This is a genomic window from Paenibacillus sp. MSJ-34, assembly GCF_018918005.1.
GTDB lineage: Bacteria > Bacillota > Bacilli > Paenibacillales > Paenibacillaceae > MSJ-34.
The window spans coordinates 1-22,482 of record NZ_JAHLPR010000021.1 but is presented as its reverse complement, the minus strand read 5'-3'; the positions used below and the strand labels follow the sequence as shown (position 1 = coordinate 22,482).

Sequence of the window (22,482 nt, the reverse complement as noted above, 5' to 3'; positions counted from 1 at the left end):
AATATTGCTATCATATCCATATCTAATTTGTGAAAATAGAGACAAGGTGGAGAGGACGATATGAGTCAAAGAGCGTTTAACTTCAATGCCGGACCGGCTGCGCTTCCGTTGGAAGTATTGCAAAAGGCGCAATCGGAATTTGTAGAGTTTCAAAATTCGGGAATGTCCATTATGGAAATGTCTCATCGCGGCGCCATTTACGAGCAGGTGCATAACGAAGCCCAAACGTTGCTGCAACAATTGTTCGGCATACCGGAAGGGTATCGAATTTTGTTCTTGCAGGGCGGGGCGAGCACGCAATTTGCGATGATACCGTTAAACCTGCTGTCCGAAGGCAAAACGGCAAGCTATGTGAAGACGGGAAGCTGGGCGAACAAAGCGATCAAAGAAGCGAAGCTGGTCGGCGAGACCCATATCGCAGCATCCTCCGAAGCGGACAACTATATGCGCATTCCGGAAACGGGCGAGATTGAAATTGCGGATAACGCCGCCTATTTGCACATTACGTCCAACGAGACGATCGAAGGAACGCAGTTTCAACAGTATCCGGAAACCGGCGACGTACCGTTGATTGCGGATATGTCGAGCGACATTTTATGCCGTCCGGTCGACGTCTCCAAATTCGGCATGATCTATGCCGGTGCGCAAAAAAATCTCGGCCCGTCGGGCGTCACTGTCGTGATCGCGCGCGAAGACTTGATTGCCGAATCGCCGAAGAACGTCCCGACGATGCTTCGTTACGATACGCACTATGCCAACAATTCCCTATACAATACGCCGCCTGCATTCTCGATTTATATGGTCAATCTTGTCTTGAAATGGTTGACGGAACAAGGCGGATTAACGGCAGTCGAACGTAAAAACCGGGATAAGGCGAATCTTATTTACGATGCGATCGATCAAAGCGGAGGTTTCTATCGCGGATGCGCGCAAACGGGCAGCCGTTCGATCATGAACATCACATTCCGCCTGCAAAGCGAGGCATTGGAGAAGCAATTCATCAAAGATTCGGAGCAGCAAGGTTTTGTAGGCTTGAAAGGGCATCGCAGCGTAGGAGGCTTGCGCGCTTCGGCCTATAATGCCGTTCCTTACGAGAGCTGCAAGGCGCTCGCGGATTTTATGGCGGATTTTGCGCGCCGAAACGGATAATTGCCAATTGCCGTCCATCCATACAATAAAGCCGTCGGGGCGCACTGCCCTGACGGCTTTTCGGCATATTATGAGAAACAACCGGGGAACATCCCCGTGGAGACGGCTTTTCGGTTCCAGCAGTTGATCGCATCGATCGCCATAATCAAGTCCACAAATTCGGTTTCGACGGTGATTTCATCGATGCGGTTGATGCTTCAAAGATTTATGCAATCGTTTCGTGCGTTCCTTCTCCAACAATTTCAATTTCGTATCCTCTTTGCGCGCCAAGTAGGCGAGCTCCGCTTTCATTTTATTAAAATTGGCGTATCTGCGCGCATCGAGTTGCCCGGCTTCCAGCGCCGCCCTGACCGCGCATAACGGTTCCCGTTCGTGGCGGCAATCGTTGAAATGGCATTGCGCCGCAAGCTCTTCGATATCGCGGAAGGAATCGGACAGCCCTTCCTCCGCGTCCCATAACTGGATCTCCCGCATGCCCGGCGTATCGACGACGATTCCGCCGCTCTGCAGCGGAAACAATTCGCGATGCGTCGTCGTATGCCGTCCGCGGTCGTCTCCCGTACGAATCTCGCTTACTTTCTGGATTTCCCGGCCGATGAGCCGGTTCACCATCGACGATTTGCCTGCGCCGGACGAACCGAGCAGCGCGACCGTCTTCCCAGGCTGCAAATAACGGGCAAGCTCGTCGAAGCCGATATCCGCCGTAGAACTGACCGCATGAATCGGTACGCCGAAAGCGATCGCCTCTACCTGTTCCTTGCGCATGTATAGATCGTCGCATAAATCGCTTTTGCTTAAAATAATAACCGGATTGGCTCCGCTTTCCCAAGCTAAAATCAAATAGCGCTCGATTCTGCGCACGTTGAAATCGTGATTTAACGCATTGACCAAAAAGACGGTATCGATATTGGCGGCGACGATTTGTTCGTCCGTCGTCTGGCCTGCCGTTTTGCGCGAAAATTTGCTCATTCGCGGCAGAACGGCATGGATCGTCCCTTTGCCTTCCGCCGGCCGCGCATCGAGCGCGACCCAGTCGCCGACCGCGGGATAATCCCCGCGCTCGTAGGCGTTATACCGGAATTTGCCCGACACTTCCGCAAGCAGTTCTCCTTGTTCCGTGTAGACGGTATATAAATGTTTATGCTCCAGCGCCACTCTTCCCGCGCTGTATCCTTGCTCCGAATAGGGCGCAAATGCGTCCGCAAACGCCGTATTCCAGCCTAAATCGTTTAAATTCAATCAGGTTTCCTCCTCCGAAAGCTTGAAAAGCGAAATTGAGCCAAGCTACGGAGAGTCCCCGATTGTCCGGGTGTTCAATCGAGGAGTTCCGCAGCCTCACCGACATGTGACATCGTATCCATCGTATAAGTCTTGCTCATACTACATCACTCCTTCCAACGAATTGCTTATATTATAAGGACATTCAATAAAAAATTCAATCGCCTCCCGTTCACGCATATGCATCGATATTCCACAGGACATGTTGTATAATAATAAGGATGTGAGGTGAATAGACGGATGGCATTGCATATTGTATTGGTTGAACCGGAAATTCCCGCGAATACGGGCAATATCGCCAGAACTTGCGCAGCGACGGGAACGCATCTGCATTTGGTGCGGCCGCTCGGTTTCCGTACCGACGACGCGACGTTAAAGCGGGCGGGCCTGGATTATTGGTACGCGGTTCATATTGAGTATCATGACTCCTTTGCGGAGCTGAAAGAAAAGTATGCGGGTAGCCGCTTTTTTTATGCCACGACGAAAGCAAGCAAGCGATACTGCGATTTTCAATTTCAAGACGGCGATTTTCTCGTGTTCGGCAAAGAAACGAAAGGTTTGCCGATGGAATTGATAACGGCCAACGCTGAAACATGCATGAAAATTCCGATGACGGACAAAGTTCGTTCCTTGAATTTGTCCAACTCGGCGGCGATCGTCGTGTATGAAGCGCTGCGCCAGCTTGATTTCAATTTTTCGGAAACGTAACAGATAAAATTGCCGGAAAAGCAGGATTTTGTCAGACGGCAGCGAAAGTAGTAGGTGTAGAGTTTTCAAGGGTATGCGATATTCAGATCGAACAAGAGGGGTGACAGTACTTATGAAACCTGCCGGTGTAGTTAGGAAAGTGGATCAACTAGGGCGCATCGTTTTGCCGAAATCGTTGCGAAGAAGGTACCAAATGAATGAAGGAGATCCGGTAGAGATTTTAGTGCAAGGAGATCACATTATTTTGGAACGGTATCGGCCGAAGTGCATTTTTTGCGGCTCGATGACGAGTGTGAACGAATTTAAAGAGCGGCATATTTGCTCCGGCTGTTTAGGCGAAATGAATCATCTGCAAAGACATGCGTAGCACAACGAAAAAAGCTTCCCCAACAAGGTTCGCGGGGAAGCTTTTTGCATTATCGTTTGTTTACAGGCCTTTCGTTTTGTCTTCGTTATAAGAAGATGTTAATATGGCCGTCAAAAAAAGGAGCATGACGAGCAATACAATGATAAATTTGATCGACACGATGCGCCCACCTCCAACTATACGTCTATTATACCTAAAATGTTCCATGAAGGAAATTATAATTGTGTGAACTTTTTCATAGAACTATTTTTACCGATGATGTCCGCAATTATGTGATGCTTATTTGAAAAACAAAAAATGCGTCGGCACCGGGCGAAGCTTGCCGTCGGACGGTTTGTTTACGATTTTGCCGTTAAAGATCAGCGTGGAAGATCCGCCGCCGTCCAAATTATATGCGTCGATGACGCCGAGATTGCTCAGTTTATTTTGCAGTTCTTCAAGCGTTGCTCCCGATTTTCCTTTCTCGTCGTAGCCGTCGGCGACGATGATTAATAACTGGTCGTCCTTATAATTGCCTATGACGGTGCGCGGCGCCCGTTTGGGCGAAGACTTCCATTTGTCGGGAATAGCGAGCTTCACGCCGTTTTTCAGTAAGACGGGGACGAATGTCGCCCCAAACGACGGCTTCAGCTTGTCCAATTGCTGCTGCGATTGGAATTTCCCGCCGATTAATTTGCCCTGTTCGTTTAAGCCGACAAAGCTTAAATCTTTATAGCTCGCTTCAAATCCGCCGTTGATATATTTCCCGTTTAGAACCGTCGTGCTGAGCGGATAACGATTTCCTTTGCCGTCGGCAAAGCCGCCCGCGTTGATGCCGGCCGCCGCCCCGTACCGTTTCACCGCTTGCAGCGTCGTTTCCGCGCCGCCGACCTTATCTTTGCCGAGCGCCATCGTCATCGCCTTCGGATCTTTCAATTTTACCTTTAACGCGTATCCTTTGTATGTATCTTGATTCAGATAAAACAATTCCATCCGGATTTTATCCGACTCGATCTTTTGCGATGCTTTGCCGAGCTTGGAGGTGATCCGGTCATTATAGATTTTCGCCGGACGGTCGGCTTGCGCGCCGGCAACTTTGACGATCGCAGCCATCGTTTGCGTCGTCTTCTGATAGAGCGCCGATATATTGCGGATGGATTCCGACACATAAAGCGCCGTTTGCGCCGCGTCATCCAGATCGCCGGCGATTTGCGCCGCTCTGGCTTCGAATTCAGCGGTCGTTGCCGGCTCTCCGGGATCGTAACGAATCTGCAGCGTCTGCGAAGAGAACAGCATAAATAACAGCATGCCTAGAAACGGGGCGCTTGCAAGCATAAAAAACCGATTGACCTCTTTGACGGAAACATTCATTTTAACAAATCCATCTGTTTCTGAAGCTGATCGAGCTTCTTCTTCACTTCGGCCAATTGGGTATACAGCTTATTGCTGTTATCGGTTTTATCGCTTGCGTTATCTTTCGTAAAGGTAAGAAGTTCGTTAAATGAGTCCACTTTGCTCTGCAACGTATCCAGTTGCCCCGCGATCGTATTCATCCGGCTTTCGTAATCCGCTCTCATGACGGCGATTTGTTCGTCCGTTTGCGTTTTCATTGTTTGCAGCATTTCCTCTTTCATATGATTGCTATATAGATAAGTGGCGAGTACGCCGCCGCCAATCATCAACACCCATATTAGTAAAAAGATTTTGGCGGAACCTTTCCGCTTTGTCGCCCGGCGATGTTGCATTTGCTGGTCGGTATTCGGCTCCAAAGAAGAATCCAATTCTATCACTCCCAACTCCACATTATAGAGGTTGTTCAAAAAGCCCACTTTTGATCACGAAGGTGAACTGGGAGCGAACTCGACATCGAATCTTGCGTTCACCCTCGAAGTCCGGTGCTCATGTAGGTTTTGCCTACACTCCGCTCCTCCTTCTTCGGGTTCTCGCAACCTTCTCGGTGCTGAAAAGTCGACTTTTTGAACACGCACTTATAGCTACATATTTTATCACGATCCGCCAAGGCTCGTCAAAATGGCATCATTTGCAAGCAATTTCTTATCAGGCAGTGAAAAACGGCATCCGACCCCCGCAAAGGGATCGAATGTCTATGAATCCGCTTTATTTGACGTGAAAAAGGAGGTTGCGGGAAACAGGGGGCTGATATACAATCGCCTTAAGATTTTGACAACATGCTTGCCTTCAGGCAGCGAAGGGGATATTGCGAGATGCTTGCTCTCAATTGGAGAAATACGAAACTGTTCGGAAGCCGCATGCCGTTGCCGCCGGATAAGAAGCTTTCAAAGGAAGCGAAAGTGTCGATTGCCATTCACGGGTTGTATCAGCTCGGCGCTTCGATGGCAGGAGTCTTTTTAAGTTTGTATTTATGGCGTTTGACCGAAGATATTTTCGTGAACGGAATGTACAACATCATTCTGTACTTCGTTTCTCCGATTGTTTTTATGCTAGGCGGCTGGATCGCCAAGACGAAAGACCGGCTGCTCGTTTACCGGCTCGGTATCGTCTTTACCGTACTATTTTATTTGCTTGTGCTGATCGCGCGGGAGAAAGTCGTCGAGTATATGCCCGTCTTCGCCGTACTGAACGGCATTGCGAATTCCTTTTATTGGCTAGGGTATTTGACGTTGATGTACGACGTCTCAACCAATCGAAACCGGATTCGATACTTGGGCATGAATTCGGTTCTCTTCAATTTCGCCGGATTGGCCGGGCCCGCATTGGCCGGCTTCCTGATCAGCTTAAGCCAAGGGCTGAACGGATATGTCGTCGTGTTCGGCATTGCGTTCGTCATGTTTTTCTTGACGGCGCTCGGCAGCTTCCGCTTGAAATCGAAATCTTCGCTGCACCGCAAATATTACTTGCATTTGGTGCCGAAGATTATGAAAAGGGATAAAAGATGGCTCAAATCGCTGTGCGGATGGCTCGTGATCGGCTTATTGCAAGGAACGATGTTATTCCTGCCCAACATTTTATTGTATAATGAATTAAAGCAGGAAAGCTTGGTCGGCTATACCGGCGTATTCCTGACAGGATTGGTCATCGCGTCAAGCTACGTTCTGACCCGTATCGGCAATGAACATTCGGCCCGCAAATATATGGCGGCGGCTGCGCTCGGTTTCACGTTCGGCTCGCTCTTGCTGTTTATGCATACATCGGTATGGACGGTGCTTGTCTTCTTGGCATTATACTCGATATTCAATCCGGTGCAAGGGAATACGTATTCGGCGTATACGTACCGCATTATCGGCAATCTTCCGCTCAAGGACAACGTTCGGGTCGAAACGATTATCTTGCGGGAGACGTTTTTGAATACGGGGCGGATTTGCTCTATCGTGATTTTTCTGTCGTTTGCAAGCAATTTGGAGGCCGGGGCGATCCCGTGGATTTTGCTGGCCGTTTCGCTGATCCAGTTCGCGACGGTTGCTTTTATGGAAAAGACGGAGATTAGCGAGTAATTTCAGATTGGAGAGGGAGAAGTGAACGGCATGCAGTATTTATTCAATGAAAGCGTTCGGCAAATGAAGGCTTCGTCGGTGCGCGAAATCTTGAAATTGACGCAGGGAGGATCGGTGATTTCGTTTGCGGGCGGATTGCCCGCCGAGGAGCTGTTTCCGGCGGAAGCGATTCGGGAAGCGGCGCAGCGCATTTTCGCGCTTGGAAACGGGGCGCTGCAGTATGGGCTGACCGAAGGATATGTGACGCTGCGGGAGCAAATCGGCGAGCGTCTCGCTGCCGCCGAGCAAGTGAAAGCGGGCGTTGACGAAACGATTCTGACGACCGGTTCGCAGCAGGCGATCGATTTGCTGGCGCGCGTATATTTGGAGCCTGGAGATACGGTATTGGTGGAAAACCCTACGTATTTGGCCTGTTTGCAGGCATTGCGGTTCCGAGGAGCGCGCATTGTTCCGGTGGTGAGCGATGCGGACGGCATGGATCCTGGCGATTTGGCGGACAAAATAAAACGTTTCTCGCCGAAAATGGCGTACGTCGTTCCGACGTTCTCGAATCCGGCGGGGAAAGTTTGGAGTTTGGAGAGACGCAAGGAATTGCTTCGGCAATGCAAAGCGAATAACATCTTAATTGTTGAGGACGATCCGTACGGCGAAATCAGCTTCGGCGATTATGAGCCTGTGCCGACGCTGCTGTCGCTGGACGGACAGCCGGAAGACAGCGCCGTCGTCTATACGAGCACGTTCAGCAAAACCGTTGCGCCTGCGCTGCGCACCGGTTGGGCGATCGGCGACCGCCGCGTCATTCAAATGATGGCTCGCGCGAAGCAGTCGACCGATTTGCATTCGAGCATGATCGATCAGCAAATACTAAGCGAACTGCTCCGCCTGGAACATTTCAAGCTGGACGACCATATTGCGAAGATTCGTCACGAATATGAGGAGCGCATGAAGGTGATGGCAGGCTTGCTGCGTCAGGACGTGTGGCAGGACGCGCGTTGGATCGAGCCGAAGGGCGGCATGTTTATTTGGGTCGAGCTGCCGGAAGGCCTCGACGCGGAGGCGCTCCTGCGCGCAAGCGTCCCGAAAGGCGTCGCGTTCGTGCCGGGCACCGATTTCTACGCGGCGGAACCGAAGCGGAATACGATGCGGCTTAATTTCACGCATTCGTCGCGCGAACAGTTGGCGCGGGGAATGAATTTGCTGAGCGAAGCGGTGGAGGAATTTACGGCGCGCAGCTGACCTGATGTGAAAGGTTATGTATGAGCCGCGAGCGGCAATCGGCCCCGGGAAGATCGTTTATTCGACTTCTTCCGGACCGCCGTCTTCTTGGCGGTTGCCGCTGCCCTCCGCAGCCGCAAGCTCGCTCACGACGTGGGAGTATTGCGCGAGCGCCTGCTCGCCGCTCGGCGTCAGCCGGTAAACGCCGCGGGAAACCCGCTCGAACCAGCCGTAATAGTTATGCTGCAGAATGGCGGCGGCGCTGCCGATCCCGGTTAAATCGCGCAGCCGGCGCGGACTGAGCTGCCCGTGCTCCCGAAGCTGCGCCGCAACGTGCAGCGCCTTCTCGCGGTATGCCGTTACGAGCTTGCGCTTCGTGCTTCCGCCTACATTATAATCGCCGCTGCGCTCCTTGAACTCGAGCATGAGCCGCGATTGGCGATATTTGTTCCGTCTTGCCCCGTTCATGGCGTTCTCCGGTTTGCAGAGCACTTCCACGAACGGTTTTTTCGTTTTATAGAACGTTACGGTGATAAGCCCGAGACCCAGCCTGCGGCATAGCCCCGTCAATGCCGACCAACGCTGGTTTACGGCGCCGCGCTTTGTCCGATTGCGTTCGACGGCCAAATAGACTTGGTCGGTTGATTTCAGGCGTTCGATCCCTTGCAGCAGCAGGGCGAGATTGAACGTTTTTTTCATTTCAACGATAACGATATCGTCGTCTTCGCCGCCATCCCCCGGCGCAACGGCGACCAAATCGCAATGCCGCACCTCTCCCTTGACTTCATAGCCGAATCCTTCGAAATATTGTTTGATCGGACCATACAGCTCCGTTTCATGTTGAACGGCCACGATACTTCCCCTCTTCCGTCACATATGAATGCCATCATTATAGCATACGCTTCAAAATTTCGAGCAACTAATCCAATAACTTCGCATAGTTATGTAATACACTTTATTATTAATCGAATGCAGCGATAACCTCAGGGCCGGTGATATTAGTAGGAAACGTCAAGCATGGGAGGTTAGATGGATGGACATTTTTAAACGAATTTCGGAACATCGGGCTGAAAGTGAAAGGTTAGCTTGGACGGGAACGTTTCGGGATTATATCGAACTGCTTCGCGACAATCCGGCTCCGGCTATGACCGCCCACGCCAGAGTTCACGAAATGATCGTTTCTTATGGGGTGGAAGAGGCCAACGGTCATAAACAATACAATTTCTTTCGCAAAGAAATATTCGGTTTGGATCGGGCTATTGAAAAATTGGTAGAAGAATACTTTCATTCCGCCGCCCGCAGACTCGATGTCCGCAAACGCATTTTGTTGTTGATGGGGCCGGTAAGCGGCGGAAAATCGACCATCGTGACGATGCTGAAGCGCGGTTTGGAGCAATTCTCAAGGACCGAGCGCGGCGCCGTCTATGCGATAAAAGGCTGCCCGATGCAGGAGGAGCCGCTTCATCTCATTCCCCATGAGCTGCGGCAGGATGTGGAGGAAGAGCTCGGCGTAAGAATCGAAGGGAATTTATGTCCTTCCTGCCAAATGCGGCTGAAGACGGAGTACGGCGGGGATATCGAACAAGTCTTGGTCGAGCGAGTGCTCATCTCCGAAGATAACCGCATCGGAATCGGAACGTTCAGCCCGTCGGATCCGAAATCGCAAGATATTGCCGATTTAACCGGAAGCATCGATTTTTCCACCATTACGGAATACGGCTCGGAGTCCGATCCGAGAGCGTACCGTTTTGACGGGGAATTGAACAAGGCGAACCGGGGGTTGATGGAATTCCAGGAAATGCTGAAATGCGATGAGAAATTTCTATGGAATTTGCTGTCCTTGACGCAGGAAGGCAATTTCAAGGCAGGCAGATTTGCGCTCATTTCGGCGGATGAACTAATCGTGGCGCATACGAACGAGGCGGAATATAAGGCATTCATCGCCAACAAAAAAAATGAAGCGCTCCAATCGCGCATGATCGTCATGCCGATTCCGTACAATTTGAAAGTGTCCGAGGAAGAGAAAATATACGCCAAGCTGATCAAGCAAAGCGATATGAAACATATCCATATCGCTCCGCATGCGCTGCGCGCCGCGGCGATCTTCTCCATCCTAACCCGCTTGAAGGAGACGAAAAAACAGGGGATGGATCTCGTCAAAAAAATGCGGATGTACGACGGCGAGGAAGTGGAAGGATATAAGGAAGCGGATTTAAAAGAAATGCAGAGCGAATATGTGGAGGAAGGTATGTCGGGCGTCGATCCGCGTTATGTCATCAACCGCATTTCCAGCGCGCTCATCAAGCAGGACTTGCAGTGCATCAACGCGCTCGACGTGCTCCGGGCGTTGAAGGACGGATTGGATCAGCACGCCTCCATTACGAAAGAAGAGCGCGAACGTTATTTGAATTTTATAGCGATCGCCCGGAAAGAATTCGATAACTTGGCCAAAAAAGAAGTGCAGAAAGCATTCGTCTATTCGTTCGAAGAATCGGCCAAGACCTTGTTCGAAAACTATTTGGACAATATCGAAGCGTTTTGCAATTGGACCAAAATTCGCGATCCCCTTACGGATGAAGAGATGGAACCGGACGAAAGGCTGATGCGTTCGATCGAAGAGCAAATCGGAATTTCGGAAAACGCGAAGAAAGCGTTTCGCGAGGAAATATTGATTCGCATCTCGGCTTATTCGCGCAAAGGCCGCAAATTCGAGTACAACAACCATGACAGGCTGCGGGAAGCAATCGAGAAAAAGCTGTTTGCCGACTTGAAAGATATTGTCAAAATTACGACCTCGACCAAAACGCCGGACGAGAAGCAATTAAAGCGCATCAACGAAGTCTCGAAACGTTTGATGGACGAACACGGCTATTGTCCCGTCTGCTCGAACGAATTGCTCCGCTATGTCGGAAGCTTGTTAAACCGATAGCGGCATCGATGATTCGCCGTGAAGTATATCGCGGCAACTCCGCACTCCCGCAAGGGGGTGTTTTTATTTTGCGCGCGATCCAACGGTTGTTTCTATATTTTGCTAAAGGCGGCGAGGCATAGAAAAGCGTTGTACCGTGGCACAATACTCAAGGTGCCTATTTTACATTTCCAAGGAGGATTCGACATGCATATGATGGGCGGAAATCAGCAATTGCATCAATGCCAGGACATCGTTCGGCAAATGATTCAGCAAACGAATCAAGCGAGCCAGACGTATCAGCAATTAATGCAGCAAGAGCAGCAAAATGCCGTGCAATTGGAGCAGATTGCACAACGCGAAAGACAAGCGGTCCAAACGATTCAGTCCGTATTGCAAGGACATCATACGGCCATCCAACAGCTGCAGCAAATTTCGCAAATTTGCAACCAACTGGAGCACACGTTTTCGAGCTATTCCCAACAGATGCAATCTGCTAACGTCTACGGTACACAATCCGGCAGCTATATGAATAACCAACTCGGCAGCCAATACCGTACGCCAATGGGCAGCCAAACCGGAAGCCAGATCGGAAGCCAAACGGGAAGCCAAACCGGCTATATGGGCCATTAATTCGATCGTAATGAGAAGGCGCTGGGAAGCGCCTTTTTTTACGTCGTTTCATTTGGCTATTGCAATTTTTTGTTGAATATTTCCGATTTCTATTGCAAAATAGATAGATCGATCCGATATTTAAGAAAAGAGCGGCTGGATTTCCTTTGTAAGCGGATACGGATTATAGGAAACGGCAAAAGCGTTAAGAAAAGGGGAGAGTAGAATGATCAACGTCTCTGCGGAGCGCAAAAAGCAATTGGATTATACGGGTATTACGGAAGAAGATCTGAAGCTGCTTGCCAGTCATCAACCCGTTTTTCAAAAAGTGGTGGATCAAGTTGTGGAACGGTTTTACTCCCATATCGAGAAGCAGCCGGAACTAATGCTCATTATCGACCGGTTCAGCACGATCGAACGTTTGAAAAATACGCAAAGCGAATACTGGCTGTCGTTATGCTCCGGTACGATCGACGAAGCGTTCATCCAAAACCGGATTCGCGTCGGCGCGGTCCATTCCCGGATCGGACTTACGACGAATTGGTATTTGGGCATGTATATGATCTATTTGGAGATTGCGGCAGATTTGCTAAAAAACGAAGTGCCGTACGAATGGATCAGCATCATTCACGCGTTGACGAAAATGTTTAACTTTGATTCCCAACTCGTCTTGGAAGCATACGATGAGAAGGAGACGGCCAAAATTCAGTCGATGGTCGACGAAAAGCAGCATATGCTCACCGCGATCAATCAAATCGTGCAAGAACTGGCTGCGATGATGGAAGAATTGGATGGAAGCGCGCAATCGATCGCCGAAACGGCGATTACGACGGCGGAATCGCAAGATCATGCGCATGAATTGATTGAAAGCTTGAACGCGGAAGTGGAAGAAATCAACGAAATGGGCACCATGATTCGCGATATATCCAATCAAACGCATCTTCTCGGATTGAATGCCGCCATTGAAGCGGCCCACGCAGGCGAACATGGCAGGGGATTCGAAGTGGTGGCCAACGAAGTGAGAAAATTGGCGCTAACGTCCCGCCAGGCGCAAGAGCAAATTCAAGCGAAGCTGGAGCAAATTTCGGAAAAGCTCGTCACTGTTAAGCAAGAATCGGAGCAAACTTCCGTCAATGCGCGCCATCAGGCGGCAAGCTCGGAAGAACTTCACGCTTTCGTGCAAATGATCGAAAAAGTGGCCTCGGATCTCAAACAATTGCAAGAAAGGTAATGAACTGATACATAAATTAGCCCCGCCCGGTTGCCGGACGGGGTTATTCATGTTGTTCCGTTATTTCGGCGGTTGCGCCGAATCGCGGATAATCAGTTTGGAAGGAAGAATAACCTTTCTCCATTCCTTGCCTGCCACACCCTGAATTCGTTCCATCAGAAGCCCGATGCCGATGCTGCCGAAATCGTAAGCCGGCTGCGCCGCCACCGTCAGAAACGGATCGACGACCATATCCGGGTCCAAATCGTCGAAACAGACGACGGACATATCGTCCGGCACGAGCAATCCGCGTTTGCGCAGCGTGCGAATGACACGTACGGCAATCAAGTTGTTGGCGGCAAATATGGCGGTCGGCCGCTCTTCGTTCGCCAGCAAGCGGTCAACGCAAGCGTCCGCGTCAAATTGCTTGTATCCGGCTTCCATGATCCACTCGTTATTCACGGAAATGCCGTTTAAGATCAGCGCCTCTACATATCCTTCCTGCCGCAGTCTGGCCGTCGACACTTCGAGCGATCCGTTAATAAAGGCGATATTCCGGTGCCCTAAACCGATTAAATGGTGGACGAGGTTTTTGGCTCCTTCTTTGCTGTCTCCCACGACGGCGTCGAATTCGATGCCGGGAACTTCGCGGTCCAGCAAGACGAAGGGTATGTTATGTTTGCGCAGCATTTGCAAATGCTCAAGCGAACGGTCGCCTGAGGGCGCGAACAATACGCCGTCCACTTTGGTGGAAAGAATTGCCTCCAAATAATCGCTTTCCTTGTCCAACTCTTCATCGCTATTGCTGAACATCACTTTATAGCCGTACCGTTTGGCGGCGTCTTCCGCTCCCCGCGCGAGCGTCGTATAGAACGGATTCGTAATGTCGGTGATCAGAAGCGAGAAAATTTTCGTTTCTTGTTTCACAAGGCTTCTAGCCATCGAGTTCGGGACATAATTATATTCTTCCATGATCTTTTTCACTCTGGCTCTCGTCGCTTCGCTAATCCGGCCGGTATTGTTGAGCACGCGCGACACGGTCATCGGCGAGACGTTCGCTTTTTTGGCAATATCGTAAATCGTAACCATGAACCCACCTCTAAAAAGTACTGTTCATTATCATAACAGATTTTTCTTGACGAACAAAGAACGAATTGGTATTTTAGGGATATCGGTAACTCTATTATAATGTTTGTTTTAATTTTATTTATTCAATTATTATTCATGTATATAGGGTTATCGATAACATCATTGTATTACATTGAAGTCGAACAATCAATCGATAGGGAGGAGCATGTTAAGATGGCAAACGAGCATTTCAGATGGAAGCAAGGATTTCCGAAAATCGGGATTCGGCCGACGATTGACGGACGGCGCAAAGGGGTAAGAGAATCTTTGGAAGCGCAAACAATGGCGATGGCGCAATCGGTGGCCGCGCTGTTGAGCGAGTCGCTGCGATATCCGAACGGGGAACCGGTCGAATGCGTGGTTGCAGACAGCTGCATCGGCGGTGTGGCCGAGGCGTCCCAGACGGCGGACAAATTCCGGAAAGAAGGGGTCGGCGTATCCATTACCGTGACTCCTTGCTGGTGCTACGGCACGGAAACGATGGATATGGATCCTCTCGTGCCGAAGGCCATCTGGGGATTTAACGGAACGGAACGGCCCGGCGCCGTTTATTTGGCTGCCGTGCTTGCAGGCCACGCCCAGAAAGGCTTGCCCGCGTTCGGGATATACGGGAAGGACGTGCAAGATTCCTCCGACACTTCCATTCCGGCGGACGTGCGGGACAAATTGCTTCGTTTCGCCAAGGCGGGACTGGCCGCCGCAATGATGCGCGGCAAATCGTATCTCTCGATCGGCTCGGTCTCGATGGGAATAGCAGGCTCCATCGTCAACGATACGTTTTTCCAAGAATATCTCGGCATGCGCAACGAATATGTCGACAGTTCCGAATTGATTCGCAGAATCGAAGAGGAAATATACGATAAAGAAGAGCTTGAGAGAGCGCTCGCGTGGGTTAAGGAGAATTGCGCGGAAGGACCGGACAACAATCCGGCGCATCTGCGGCAGTCGCGCGAGAAGAAAGACGCGGACTGGGAAACGGTCGTGAAGATGACGATCATTACCCGAGATTTGATGGTAGGCAACCCGAAATTGGAAGAGTTGGGCTTCGGGGAAGAAGCGCTTGGCCATAATGCGATTTTGTCCGGTTTTCAGGGGCAGCGGCAATGGACGGATCATTTCCCGAACGGGGACTTCATGGAAGCGATGCTTAACACCTCGTTCGACTGGAACGGAATTCGCGCGCCGTATTTGGTAGCGACGGAGAACGACAGCCTTAACGGCGTCGTGATGCTGTTCGGGTATTTGCTGACGAATACGGCGCAAATATTCGCCGACGTAAGAACGTACTGGAGTCCGGAAGCGGTGCAAAGAGTGACGGGACATACGCTAAGCGGCAAAGCCGCAGGCGGAATCCTTCATTTGATCAATTCCGGTCCGGCGACATTGGACGGGACGGGAGAACAGACGCGGGACGGCCAACCTGTCATGAAGCCGTTCTGGGAAATTACGCAGGAAGAAGCGGATAAATGCTTGAAAGCGACTTCGTGGAGACCGGCATCTGTCGAATATTTCCGCGGCGGCGGGTTCTCTTCGGATTTCTTGACCAAAGGCGGCATGCCGGTCACGATGTCCCGCCTCAATTTGGTGAAGGGGCTCGGTCCCGTCTTGCAAATTGCGGAAGGCTACACGGTCGATCTTCCCGAGAAGGTGCATGACATTTTGGATCAAAGGACGGATCCGACCTGGCCAACTACCTGGTTTGCCCCGAATATTACGGGCAAGGGCGCCTTTACCGATGTGTACTCGGTCATGAACCATTGGGGCTCCAACCACGGTTCGATCAGCTACGGCCATATCGGAGCGGATTTGATAACGCTCGCTTCCATTCTGCGCATTCCTGTCGCGATGCATAATGTGGCCGATGATCAATTATTCCGTCCGCGCGTATGGGGATCGTTCGGCACGGAATCGCCTGAATCGGCCGATTTCCGAGCTTGCTCCGCGTTCGGACCGCTGTACCGTTAAGAACAGCCTGGCGGTTCATCGCGCGATCGCGCATTACTATGCATGGGAGTGAGTAACGTGAGTCAAACGCTCAATATGCTCGCCGTCGATTACGGCGCGAGCAGCGGACGGGCGGTCGTCGGGAGCTATGACGGGAATAAGGTGGCGCTTCGGGAAATTCACAGGTTCCAGAACGAACCGGTGCACATCGGATCGGGGCTGATCTGGGACTTTCCGAGACTGTTCCATGAATTGAAGCAAAGCATCCGGCGCTTCGCGGCGGAAACCGGCGGTTCGGCCGCTTCGCTGGCGGTAGATACATGGGGCGTCGATTTCGGATTGCTGGATCGGGACGGCCATTTGCTGGGCAACCCGTATCATTACCGGGATACGCGCACGGACGGCATCATGGAGCAAGTCTTTCAATTATTGCCTGAAGACCGGCTGTACGCGCTGACCGGAATTCAAACGATGCAGATTAATACCGTGTTTCAACTGTACTCGATGATCCGCGGTTCTTCGCCGATGCTCGCGGCCGCCGAATCGCTTCTCTTTACGCCGGATTTGTTCCAATACTTCTTGACGGGGGAGAAGGCGGCGGAATACAGCATCGCAAGTACGAGCGGTTTATTGGACCCTTACTCGAAGACATGGTCGACGGAAGTGCTGGAGCGGTTGAACATCCCGCCGTCTTTGCTGTCGCCGATCGCTTTCCCGGGCGCTGTCTTGGGATCGCTGGACAAGAAGGTAAGGGAGGAACTGCTTGCAGGCGATATGAAAGTCGTAAACACCGCTTCCCACGATACGGCCTCCGCCGTGGCCGCCGTACCGGCGGAAAGTTCGTCTTACGCTTATATCAGCTGCGGAACTTGGTCGCTGATGGGAGTGGAAAGCGATACTCCGATTATTAACGATCGGGCCCGGTTGTCCTTTACCAACGAGGGAGGGGCTGCGGGGAAGTTATTGTTCATGAAAAATATAACCGGCCTATGGCTGCTGCAGGAATGCAAGCGCGAATGGGATGCCGCGGGAAGCGGGCTGTCCTACGGCGATATGCAGTCGCTAGCCGCGCGGGCAACGCCGCTGGCTTGCTTCGTCGATCCGAACAGCGACCGGTTTATGGCTCCGGGAGGAATGGCCGCGCGGATTCAAGCCTTCTGCTCGGATACCGGGCAGCGGGTTCCGCATAGCAAGGCGGAACTGATTCGCTGCATCGTAGACAGCTTGGCTCTGAAATACAGGCAAACGTTGGACGAATTGGAAGAGCTGGTCGGCTATCGTCTTCCCGTCATTCATATGGTAGGGGGCGGCATTCAGAACGAATTGCTATGCCAATTGACGGCGAATGCGACGGGAAGGCCGGTTATCGCCGGACCTGTCGAAGCGACTTCCGCGGGCAATATATTAATTCAAGCGATGGCCCATGGGGAGATCGGCACGATCGAAGAAATTCGGCAAGTGGTGCGCAACTCCTTCCCGATCGTCCGCTACGAACCGGAACATGCGGCGCATTGGGAAGAAGGATACGAACGGTATAAAGCGGTCGTGCGGCAAATCGCTTTATGATCGTAGAAAGGATGTCAGAAATGCAAAACGCAGATGTGAAAATAAGATTGGAATTAAGCAAATATGCGAAAAAAATCGTCGATAAAGGACTCGTCGTCGGCCCCGGCGGCAACATAAGCGCGATCCGGGGGGATACGATGTATATCTCCCCGAGCGGATTCGCTTTGGAGGAGATCGAGCCGGACCAATGGGTTCCGGTCTCGGTCAAGACGGGAGAAATCTTGGATAAGACGTTCCGTCCTTCTTCGGAAGTTCTGATGCATCTATACTGTTACCGCGCGCGCCAAGATATGACGGCGATCGTTCATACGCATCCGCCGTATTGTATCGCATTAAGCCTTGTGGCGAACGAACTGCCCACCTTGTTTCCCGACCAGGCGGCGCTTGTCGGCGATTTAACGTTCGTGCCGTACGTGCTGCCGACGACGGATTTGCTCGCGGACGCCGTGGCCGCCAAGGTGCCGGAGTTTACGTCGATCATTCTGGAAAACCACGGTCTCGTTACGGTCGGCAAAAATTTACGGGAGGCTTACTACAGAACGGAAGTCGTGGAGGAGAGCTCCAAAATTTATTTGATCGCCAAATCGGTCGGCAATCCGAAGGTGCTGACGGAAGAGGAATATAAGGAAATCGCCTCGCTGGAGAGCGAAGCGTACCGGGTGGAACTGTTGCAGAAGATGAAATAAGCCTTGATAAAAAGCGGTCGGGAGCACGAGTCCCGGCCGCTTTTTTTTGTGGGTAGGAAATGATTCAAAAGCTATTAATTTGTAATTAAACATCGGCAATATTTCTTAGTAGATAACGTTATGGTTGTAAAGTACCAATATTACGGAGGTGTCTTTACACTAAATTAAAACTTCAACTAGCCATCTACTTTATGGCGTTACAAGCTCATGGTGATGCCCCTTCAGCTCGATTCTATAAAGTCCAAACGTTTTTTTCCTTTCATCAGAGCTTAAATCGCCAGAGCGTTGATAGCCAAATGTAGAGATGCCGTTATCATTAATTTGCCAATCATAGACCTTACCTAATGTGTCAAAGCCATAATAAAATCCAGGCTTGCCTAAATAATCAGAAAACCATTGTCCATTGTTAAACGTTGCAAATTTTAAATTGCTTGTTTCATGAGCATCGAGTATACCACGCTCATATCTCGTCAAATAATAGATATCGTTTAGATATGTTTTTACCGCCTTTATCGGTGCTTTTTCAATCGCTACCCTTGTAATCGCTTCTCCATCCACACGGTATAAAATAAATTCCTGCGTTGTGGCATAGGCATAATTCAAATAAAAATGGCCCATATCTGTATTAAACCATATGTCCCCAAGTCGAACCGAGTTTTCATCCTCAATCAATTCCTGGTAAATAAAAGGCTTGAAATTATAAAAATCATCGCTTAATAATAATTGACCGTTTTCTTTGATGACTACCATAAAACGGTCACTATAGACAATGGATTTTCCTTGGTTTAGTAATTCATAAACGCGGATAAGATTAAGGTTTTCGATCGCCGTGGCGTTAACATCCCTAATTATAATCAAACTATGTGGTTGAATCTCTGCATTTTTTAAATAGACTACTTTTTTATTAAATGCCTCGCCAATATACCTTAAAGGAATATACGTTGAATTGTTGTAAATGCTTGCGGCCACATCCATTTCGCTCGATTTACCGTTTATAGAAATATTGTTCTTTCCTATTTTCAAGAAAATGGTTTTATTAGCGTATTTAATAGTAATGGACTGATTTTTTGTATTAAAATCTACCTTTGCACCAAATCCTTCAGATATAAAACGAAGGGGTACTAATGTTCTTCCATCTTTAACAATCGGCCGAACGGCTGATACCTTCTGCCCATTAATAAATGCCATGGAGCTTTCAGGAGAAAGAATCATACTATTTTTTAAGTCATCTTCTGTTACATCTTCATAATAGTCATGAAGATTTTCCGCGTGTGCAGTATAACCAAGAGCTAGGACCAATGTAAAAGTGAATAATGTGAGGATAATTTTCACTTTCATTACTACACCTCTCAATAATGAACTTTTTATTTTAAAGATGCATATATGTCAAAATTTCCAATATATGACTTATCCAAATTGTACACCACTCCGTCAGGGGTTGCTACCCCTAATGGCCATTCTACTGTGTTAATTTACTACCTGTTGTAAAGGGAACCCAATTATTTGAGCTATTTTTATATTTCATTTGATAAGCCCTCACTTGATTATGTTTAACATTCCATGGTTTAGTGGTGGAGTGTACCCTGTTGCTTGATAGTTAGTTCGATCATAAAAAAACAACCTTCCAATGAAAATTCTAAAAATTAATAAGGGGATGTGGATAATTCGCTATTTTGACATGCTCGTTTCGTCAAGTTTTTCGTCAAGTTTGCTTGGGATAGATCGTTATAGTAGTAGATATACCTAGAAGGGAGCCGGAAATTTGGGACATGTAGATTGAATGAACAAAGGGGAATTTTATGAAATGACGAATCGAACATGGGACAGCGTGAGCGTAGAATCATTAAACCGCTAAAAGACGGAAGAACAATAAAGTTAGAGCTAATACAACCGAGTCAGGTCCTTCCAGGGTATATCGGTCGTTGGAGGAATGGACTTAAAAAATGACGGAGGTGGCAAGTATTATGAAGGTACGCAAGTTCTAAAAAGGAAAAGTACCTTAAATAGGTGCAGTTAAAGCGGGATGTTATAATACTCCTTCCTCGAACCTTATATAACACATAATAATGTAAAAAATCCTTTACACTGGAAGTTGGTGATGGTAAAATGTTACTAAATATAAATATAAAGTAATTATACCTAAAATATTACTTTTAAAATTGGTTAGTGTGAAGTAATAATTGGAATTCAACTATATAAATTTTCGGAGATTATTTTTTGATAAAAAATACAACTGTGAGGGTGGTATCCATCATGCAAATGAAAAAGAAATCTCTAGCGGGATTACTATTGGCACTGTTTTTAATTGTTATTGTACCGTCTGCTTTTGCTTCAAAACCTTCCGGGGTAGAATTTATAGATTTGATTAAGGAAAAAGTTCCGAATTACGAAGTCAACGATCAAGGTCAAACTTATGGACAAGGTCCATTTGAGCCAGGAGTATCACAAGAACCAGATTTAATCAAAGTTGTTGGAGATAATGGAGTTAAGGGATATGTAAAATCTTCCGACTTAAATCCATCATTTAACTCGCCTGAAGAAGCCTTAAAGTATCAAAATACTCCTAAATCCAACAAAATACCTATTTATAAATCTGACGGTAAAACGATTATTGGGGAGTTTAGTATGACTTCTCACTAATATTGGATTAATGTTAATTAAACATAATCTAATAAAAAACTGTTGGAGGAATCAAAAAATGAGAGAAAAAATAGGGGTTATTAGAAGAAAAAGGACTTGGTTGGCTGCAGGTATATTATCATTGACTCTGATGACAAGTAGTGTATTTGCTTGGACAGAATCAAACCCGTATCCGACTGGAGTTCATAATGGTTATTCCTATAATATAACATCAATTACCTATGTGTATGGATCTGGAAGTAATGCTAACATTAGGGCAATGACTGATATTAATAAATCTGATAGTAGCCCATCAGGTAATGTTCCAGCTGGATATATGGGTGCACAGGCTCGTATATACAACGAGAAAGGAGAATTATATGAATCTAGTGAAATGAAATATAATCCTTCTCCAACGGTGCGATGGTCGGTAGAAACTTCTGGATGGAAAGGTGAAAAATTTTATTCTCAAGGAAAAGCAATGTTTTATAATGCTAACGGTACATATACTGAATATACTGCTTATAAATCTCCACTAGGTGAAGCTACTTTCATTCAAAACTCAAAACAAATTGATTATATTAAGGATAAATATGCTATGAATATCAATGGGGACACATATGGGTCTGCAGTCTCTTCTAATACTGATCCAGACTTGATTTTAGCAGTTGGGACAAATGGAATTTCAGGCTATGTAAAGTCTTCTGATCTAGTACCGGAAGTAGATTCGCCTGAAGCAGCCCTAGAACAAAACAAAACTTCTGATCGGACGATTCCTCTTTATGATGTAAATGGGGAAACACAAATTGGTGTTTTCAAGCTAGTAACTATTGAAAATGAATTATTGCCAGAATCTCATATTGAGCAATAATGATTTCAATTCAATAATAGAAGCCTAAGGGTGCCTTAGGCTTCTATTATTTATGTAAGCCTAGTGAGAAGGTGAGGATTTGTTACCCTCCTCCTCGCGCTCCATGATCGTAATGACAGGTTCGCCTTGATCGCATGAGAAAGTTTTAACTACTACTCATAGTCTTTAAGTTCTCGCAAAATTCTGAAAAATTGGGTATTCGACTCATATCATATGATAATATTTTTTTAATCACAACCTCCAAAATATGCTGCATAAGATCTTCCTGACGATCATATTTAACCTTATAGCTAGCTGAGCGAATAGCTGGGAGAAAAATTGAAATAACCTCATATAATGCATCACGATTACCGTTTTGAGCAAGATGCACCAGTTCGAACAAATCATTTTTTCTCATAGTTTTTTATGTTCTCCTTTTTTAATGATAACGTCAGTTAACAGAGAAATGCTTTTTGTTAGTACTTCTAGTTTTTTTTCAAAACGAAAAAGTAAGTAACCGGTAATAACAATGGGAAATCCAACCTGACTAACAGCAGTTAATATATACGAAAGAAATTGTGTATTTTCCAAATAAATCACCCCCTTCTTAATATATAAGCTTCTCGGAATTCACATTCCGTTGTAGGCTCTAGCCTCCTAGCTAGGGTCTTTATTGTTTCACCCCCAAACATGGGGTGCGAACAAACATTCCTCTTGACTTTTCAAAATCACCCCAATAATCGCCGAGAAGGCTTTTTTTATTTCTAATGAATTGGGTGATTTTCATGAA

21 protein-coding genes and 1 pseudogene are annotated in these 22,482 nt (G+C 48.3%); 13 read left to right on the top strand and 9 right to left on the bottom strand.

From position 1 onward, the window contains the following. Positions 1-60: 60 nt before the first annotated feature. Positions 61-1,149, top strand: a complete 1,089-nt coding sequence (serC, locus tag KQI79_RS12115; protein WP_216538500.1) for a 3-phosphoserine/phosphohydroxythreonine transaminase — start codon at positions 61-63, stop codon at positions 1,147-1,149. 68 nt (positions 1,150-1,217) lie between these two features. Here serC and KQI79_RS28460 read toward each other — a convergent pair. Further along, a pseudogene (locus KQI79_RS28460) lies at positions 1,218-1,316 on the bottom strand (carboxymuconolactone decarboxylase family protein); the annotation flags it as partial. Positions 1,317-1,326: 10 nt separating this feature from the next. Beyond that, positions 1,327-2,388 carry a ribosome small subunit-dependent GTPase A gene (gene rsgA / locus KQI79_RS12110; RefSeq protein WP_216538499.1) on the bottom strand — a complete coding sequence of 354 codons (1,062 nt, stop codon included), beginning with the start codon at positions 2,386-2,388 and terminating at the stop codon, positions 1,327-1,329. 279 nt (positions 2,389-2,667) lie between these two features. Between rsgA and trmL the strand changes: the two genes are divergently transcribed. Together trmL and KQI79_RS12100 are read left to right on the top strand one after the other, a co-directional pair. Further along, entirely contained in the window at positions 2,668-3,135 is a 468-nt protein-coding gene (gene trmL, locus KQI79_RS12105) for a tRNA (uridine(34)/cytosine(34)/5-carboxymethylaminomethyluridine(34)-2'-O)-methyltransferase TrmL (RefSeq protein ID WP_216538498.1), read from the top strand. 112 nt (positions 3,136-3,247) lie between these two features. Then, on the top strand, positions 3,248-3,502 hold the full coding sequence (locus tag KQI79_RS12100; protein WP_216538497.1) for an AbrB/MazE/SpoVT family DNA-binding domain-containing protein: 255 nt from the start codon (positions 3,248-3,250) through the stop codon (positions 3,500-3,502). Positions 3,503-3,781: 279 nt separating this feature from the next. Here KQI79_RS12100 and KQI79_RS12095 read toward each other — a convergent pair whose 3' ends face one another. Further along, a complete protein-coding gene (locus KQI79_RS12095; RefSeq protein WP_216538496.1) occupies positions 3,782-4,852 on the bottom strand; it encodes a phosphodiester glycosidase family protein in 1,071 nt (356 codons plus the stop codon). After that, a complete protein-coding gene (locus KQI79_RS12090; RefSeq protein ID WP_483311382.1) occupies positions 4,849-5,226 on the bottom strand; it encodes a hypothetical protein in 378 nt (125 codons plus the stop codon). Before KQI79_RS12090 ends, KQI79_RS12095 begins: the two co-directional genes overlap by 4 nt. A gap of 480 nt (positions 5,227-5,706) precedes the next feature. On the opposite strand from KQI79_RS12090, the gene KQI79_RS12085 reads away from it, so the two are divergent. Beyond that, positions 5,707-6,954 carry an MFS transporter gene (locus tag KQI79_RS12085; protein WP_230190757.1) on the top strand — a complete coding sequence of 416 codons (1,248 nt, stop codon included), beginning with the start codon at positions 5,707-5,709 and terminating at the stop codon, positions 6,952-6,954. A gap of 30 nt (positions 6,955-6,984) precedes the next feature. Continuing rightward, positions 6,985-8,190 (top strand): aminotransferase-like domain-containing protein, encoded by a 1,206-nt coding sequence (locus tag KQI79_RS12080; RefSeq protein WP_216538559.1) that lies wholly within the window; start codon positions 6,985-6,987, stop codon positions 8,188-8,190. Between the two features lie 57 nt (positions 8,191-8,247). On the opposite strand, the gene KQI79_RS12075 is transcribed toward KQI79_RS12080, so the two are convergent. After that, complete coding sequence (locus tag KQI79_RS12075; protein WP_216538495.1) at positions 8,248-9,021, bottom strand: DUF2161 domain-containing phosphodiesterase; 774 nt, start codon at positions 9,019-9,021, stop codon at positions 8,248-8,250. Between the two features lie 181 nt (positions 9,022-9,202). Between KQI79_RS12075 and KQI79_RS12070 the strand changes: the two genes are divergently transcribed. From KQI79_RS12070 to KQI79_RS12060, 3 genes are all read left to right on the top strand, one after another. Next, positions 9,203-11,098 (top strand): PrkA family serine protein kinase, encoded by a 1,896-nt coding sequence (locus KQI79_RS12070; protein WP_216538494.1) that lies wholly within the window; start codon positions 9,203-9,205, stop codon positions 11,096-11,098. 186 nt (positions 11,099-11,284) lie between these two features. Then, on the top strand, positions 11,285-11,710 hold the full coding sequence (locus tag KQI79_RS12065) for a hypothetical protein (RefSeq protein WP_216538493.1): 426 nt from the start codon (positions 11,285-11,287) through the stop codon (positions 11,708-11,710). 205 nt (positions 11,711-11,915) lie between these two features. Continuing rightward, positions 11,916-12,920 carry a globin-coupled sensor protein gene (locus KQI79_RS12060; RefSeq protein WP_216538492.1) on the top strand — a complete coding sequence of 335 codons (1,005 nt, stop codon included), beginning with the start codon at positions 11,916-11,918 and terminating at the stop codon, positions 12,918-12,920. Between the two features lie 60 nt (positions 12,921-12,980). Here KQI79_RS12060 and KQI79_RS12055 read toward each other — a convergent pair whose 3' ends face one another. Further along, positions 12,981-13,988, bottom strand: a complete 1,008-nt coding sequence (locus KQI79_RS12055) for a LacI family DNA-binding transcriptional regulator (protein WP_216538491.1) — start codon at positions 13,986-13,988, stop codon at positions 12,981-12,983. A gap of 213 nt (positions 13,989-14,201) precedes the next feature. On the opposite strand from KQI79_RS12055, the gene KQI79_RS12050 reads away from it, so the two are divergent. Genes KQI79_RS12050 through KQI79_RS12040 form a run of 3 tightly spaced genes read left to right on the top strand, consistent with a single transcriptional unit; the run spans position 14,202 to position 18,223 of the window. Next, a complete protein-coding gene (locus tag KQI79_RS12050) occupies positions 14,202-15,992 on the top strand; it encodes an L-fucose isomerase (RefSeq protein ID WP_216538490.1) in 1,791 nt (596 codons plus the stop codon). A gap of 57 nt (positions 15,993-16,049) precedes the next feature. Further along, positions 16,050-17,537, top strand: a complete 1,488-nt coding sequence (locus KQI79_RS12045) for a rhamnulokinase (RefSeq protein WP_367398173.1) — start codon at positions 16,050-16,052, stop codon at positions 17,535-17,537. Between the two features lie 20 nt (positions 17,538-17,557). Further along, positions 17,558-18,223, top strand: coding sequence for a class II aldolase/adducin family protein (locus tag KQI79_RS12040; RefSeq protein ID WP_216538488.1), 666 nt, complete (start codon positions 17,558-17,560; stop codon positions 18,221-18,223). Positions 18,224-18,412: 189 nt separating this feature from the next. On the opposite strand, the gene KQI79_RS12035 is transcribed toward KQI79_RS12040, so the two are convergent. Further along, on the bottom strand, positions 18,413-19,561 hold the full coding sequence (locus tag KQI79_RS12035; RefSeq protein ID WP_216538487.1) for a copper amine oxidase N-terminal domain-containing protein: 1,149 nt from the start codon (positions 19,559-19,561) through the stop codon (positions 18,413-18,415). Between the two features lie 915 nt (positions 19,562-20,476). On the opposite strand from KQI79_RS12035, the gene KQI79_RS12030 reads away from it, so the two are divergent. Then, entirely contained in the window at positions 20,477-20,863 is a 387-nt protein-coding gene (locus KQI79_RS12030) for a hypothetical protein (protein ID WP_216538486.1), read from the top strand. Between the two features lie 58 nt (positions 20,864-20,921). After that, entirely contained in the window at positions 20,922-21,713 is a 792-nt protein-coding gene (locus tag KQI79_RS12025) for a peptidase (RefSeq protein WP_216538485.1), read from the top strand. 145 nt (positions 21,714-21,858) lie between these two features. On the opposite strand, the gene KQI79_RS12020 is transcribed toward KQI79_RS12025, so the two are convergent. Continuing rightward, complete coding sequence (locus KQI79_RS12020; RefSeq protein ID WP_216538484.1) at positions 21,859-22,110, bottom strand: helix-turn-helix domain-containing protein; 252 nt, start codon at positions 22,108-22,110, stop codon at positions 21,859-21,861. Further along, a complete protein-coding gene (locus tag KQI79_RS12015; protein WP_216538483.1) occupies positions 22,107-22,283 on the bottom strand; it encodes a YvrJ family protein in 177 nt (58 codons plus the stop codon). Before KQI79_RS12015 ends, KQI79_RS12020 begins: the two co-directional genes overlap by 4 nt. Between the last annotated feature and the right edge of the window lie 199 nt (positions 22,284-22,482).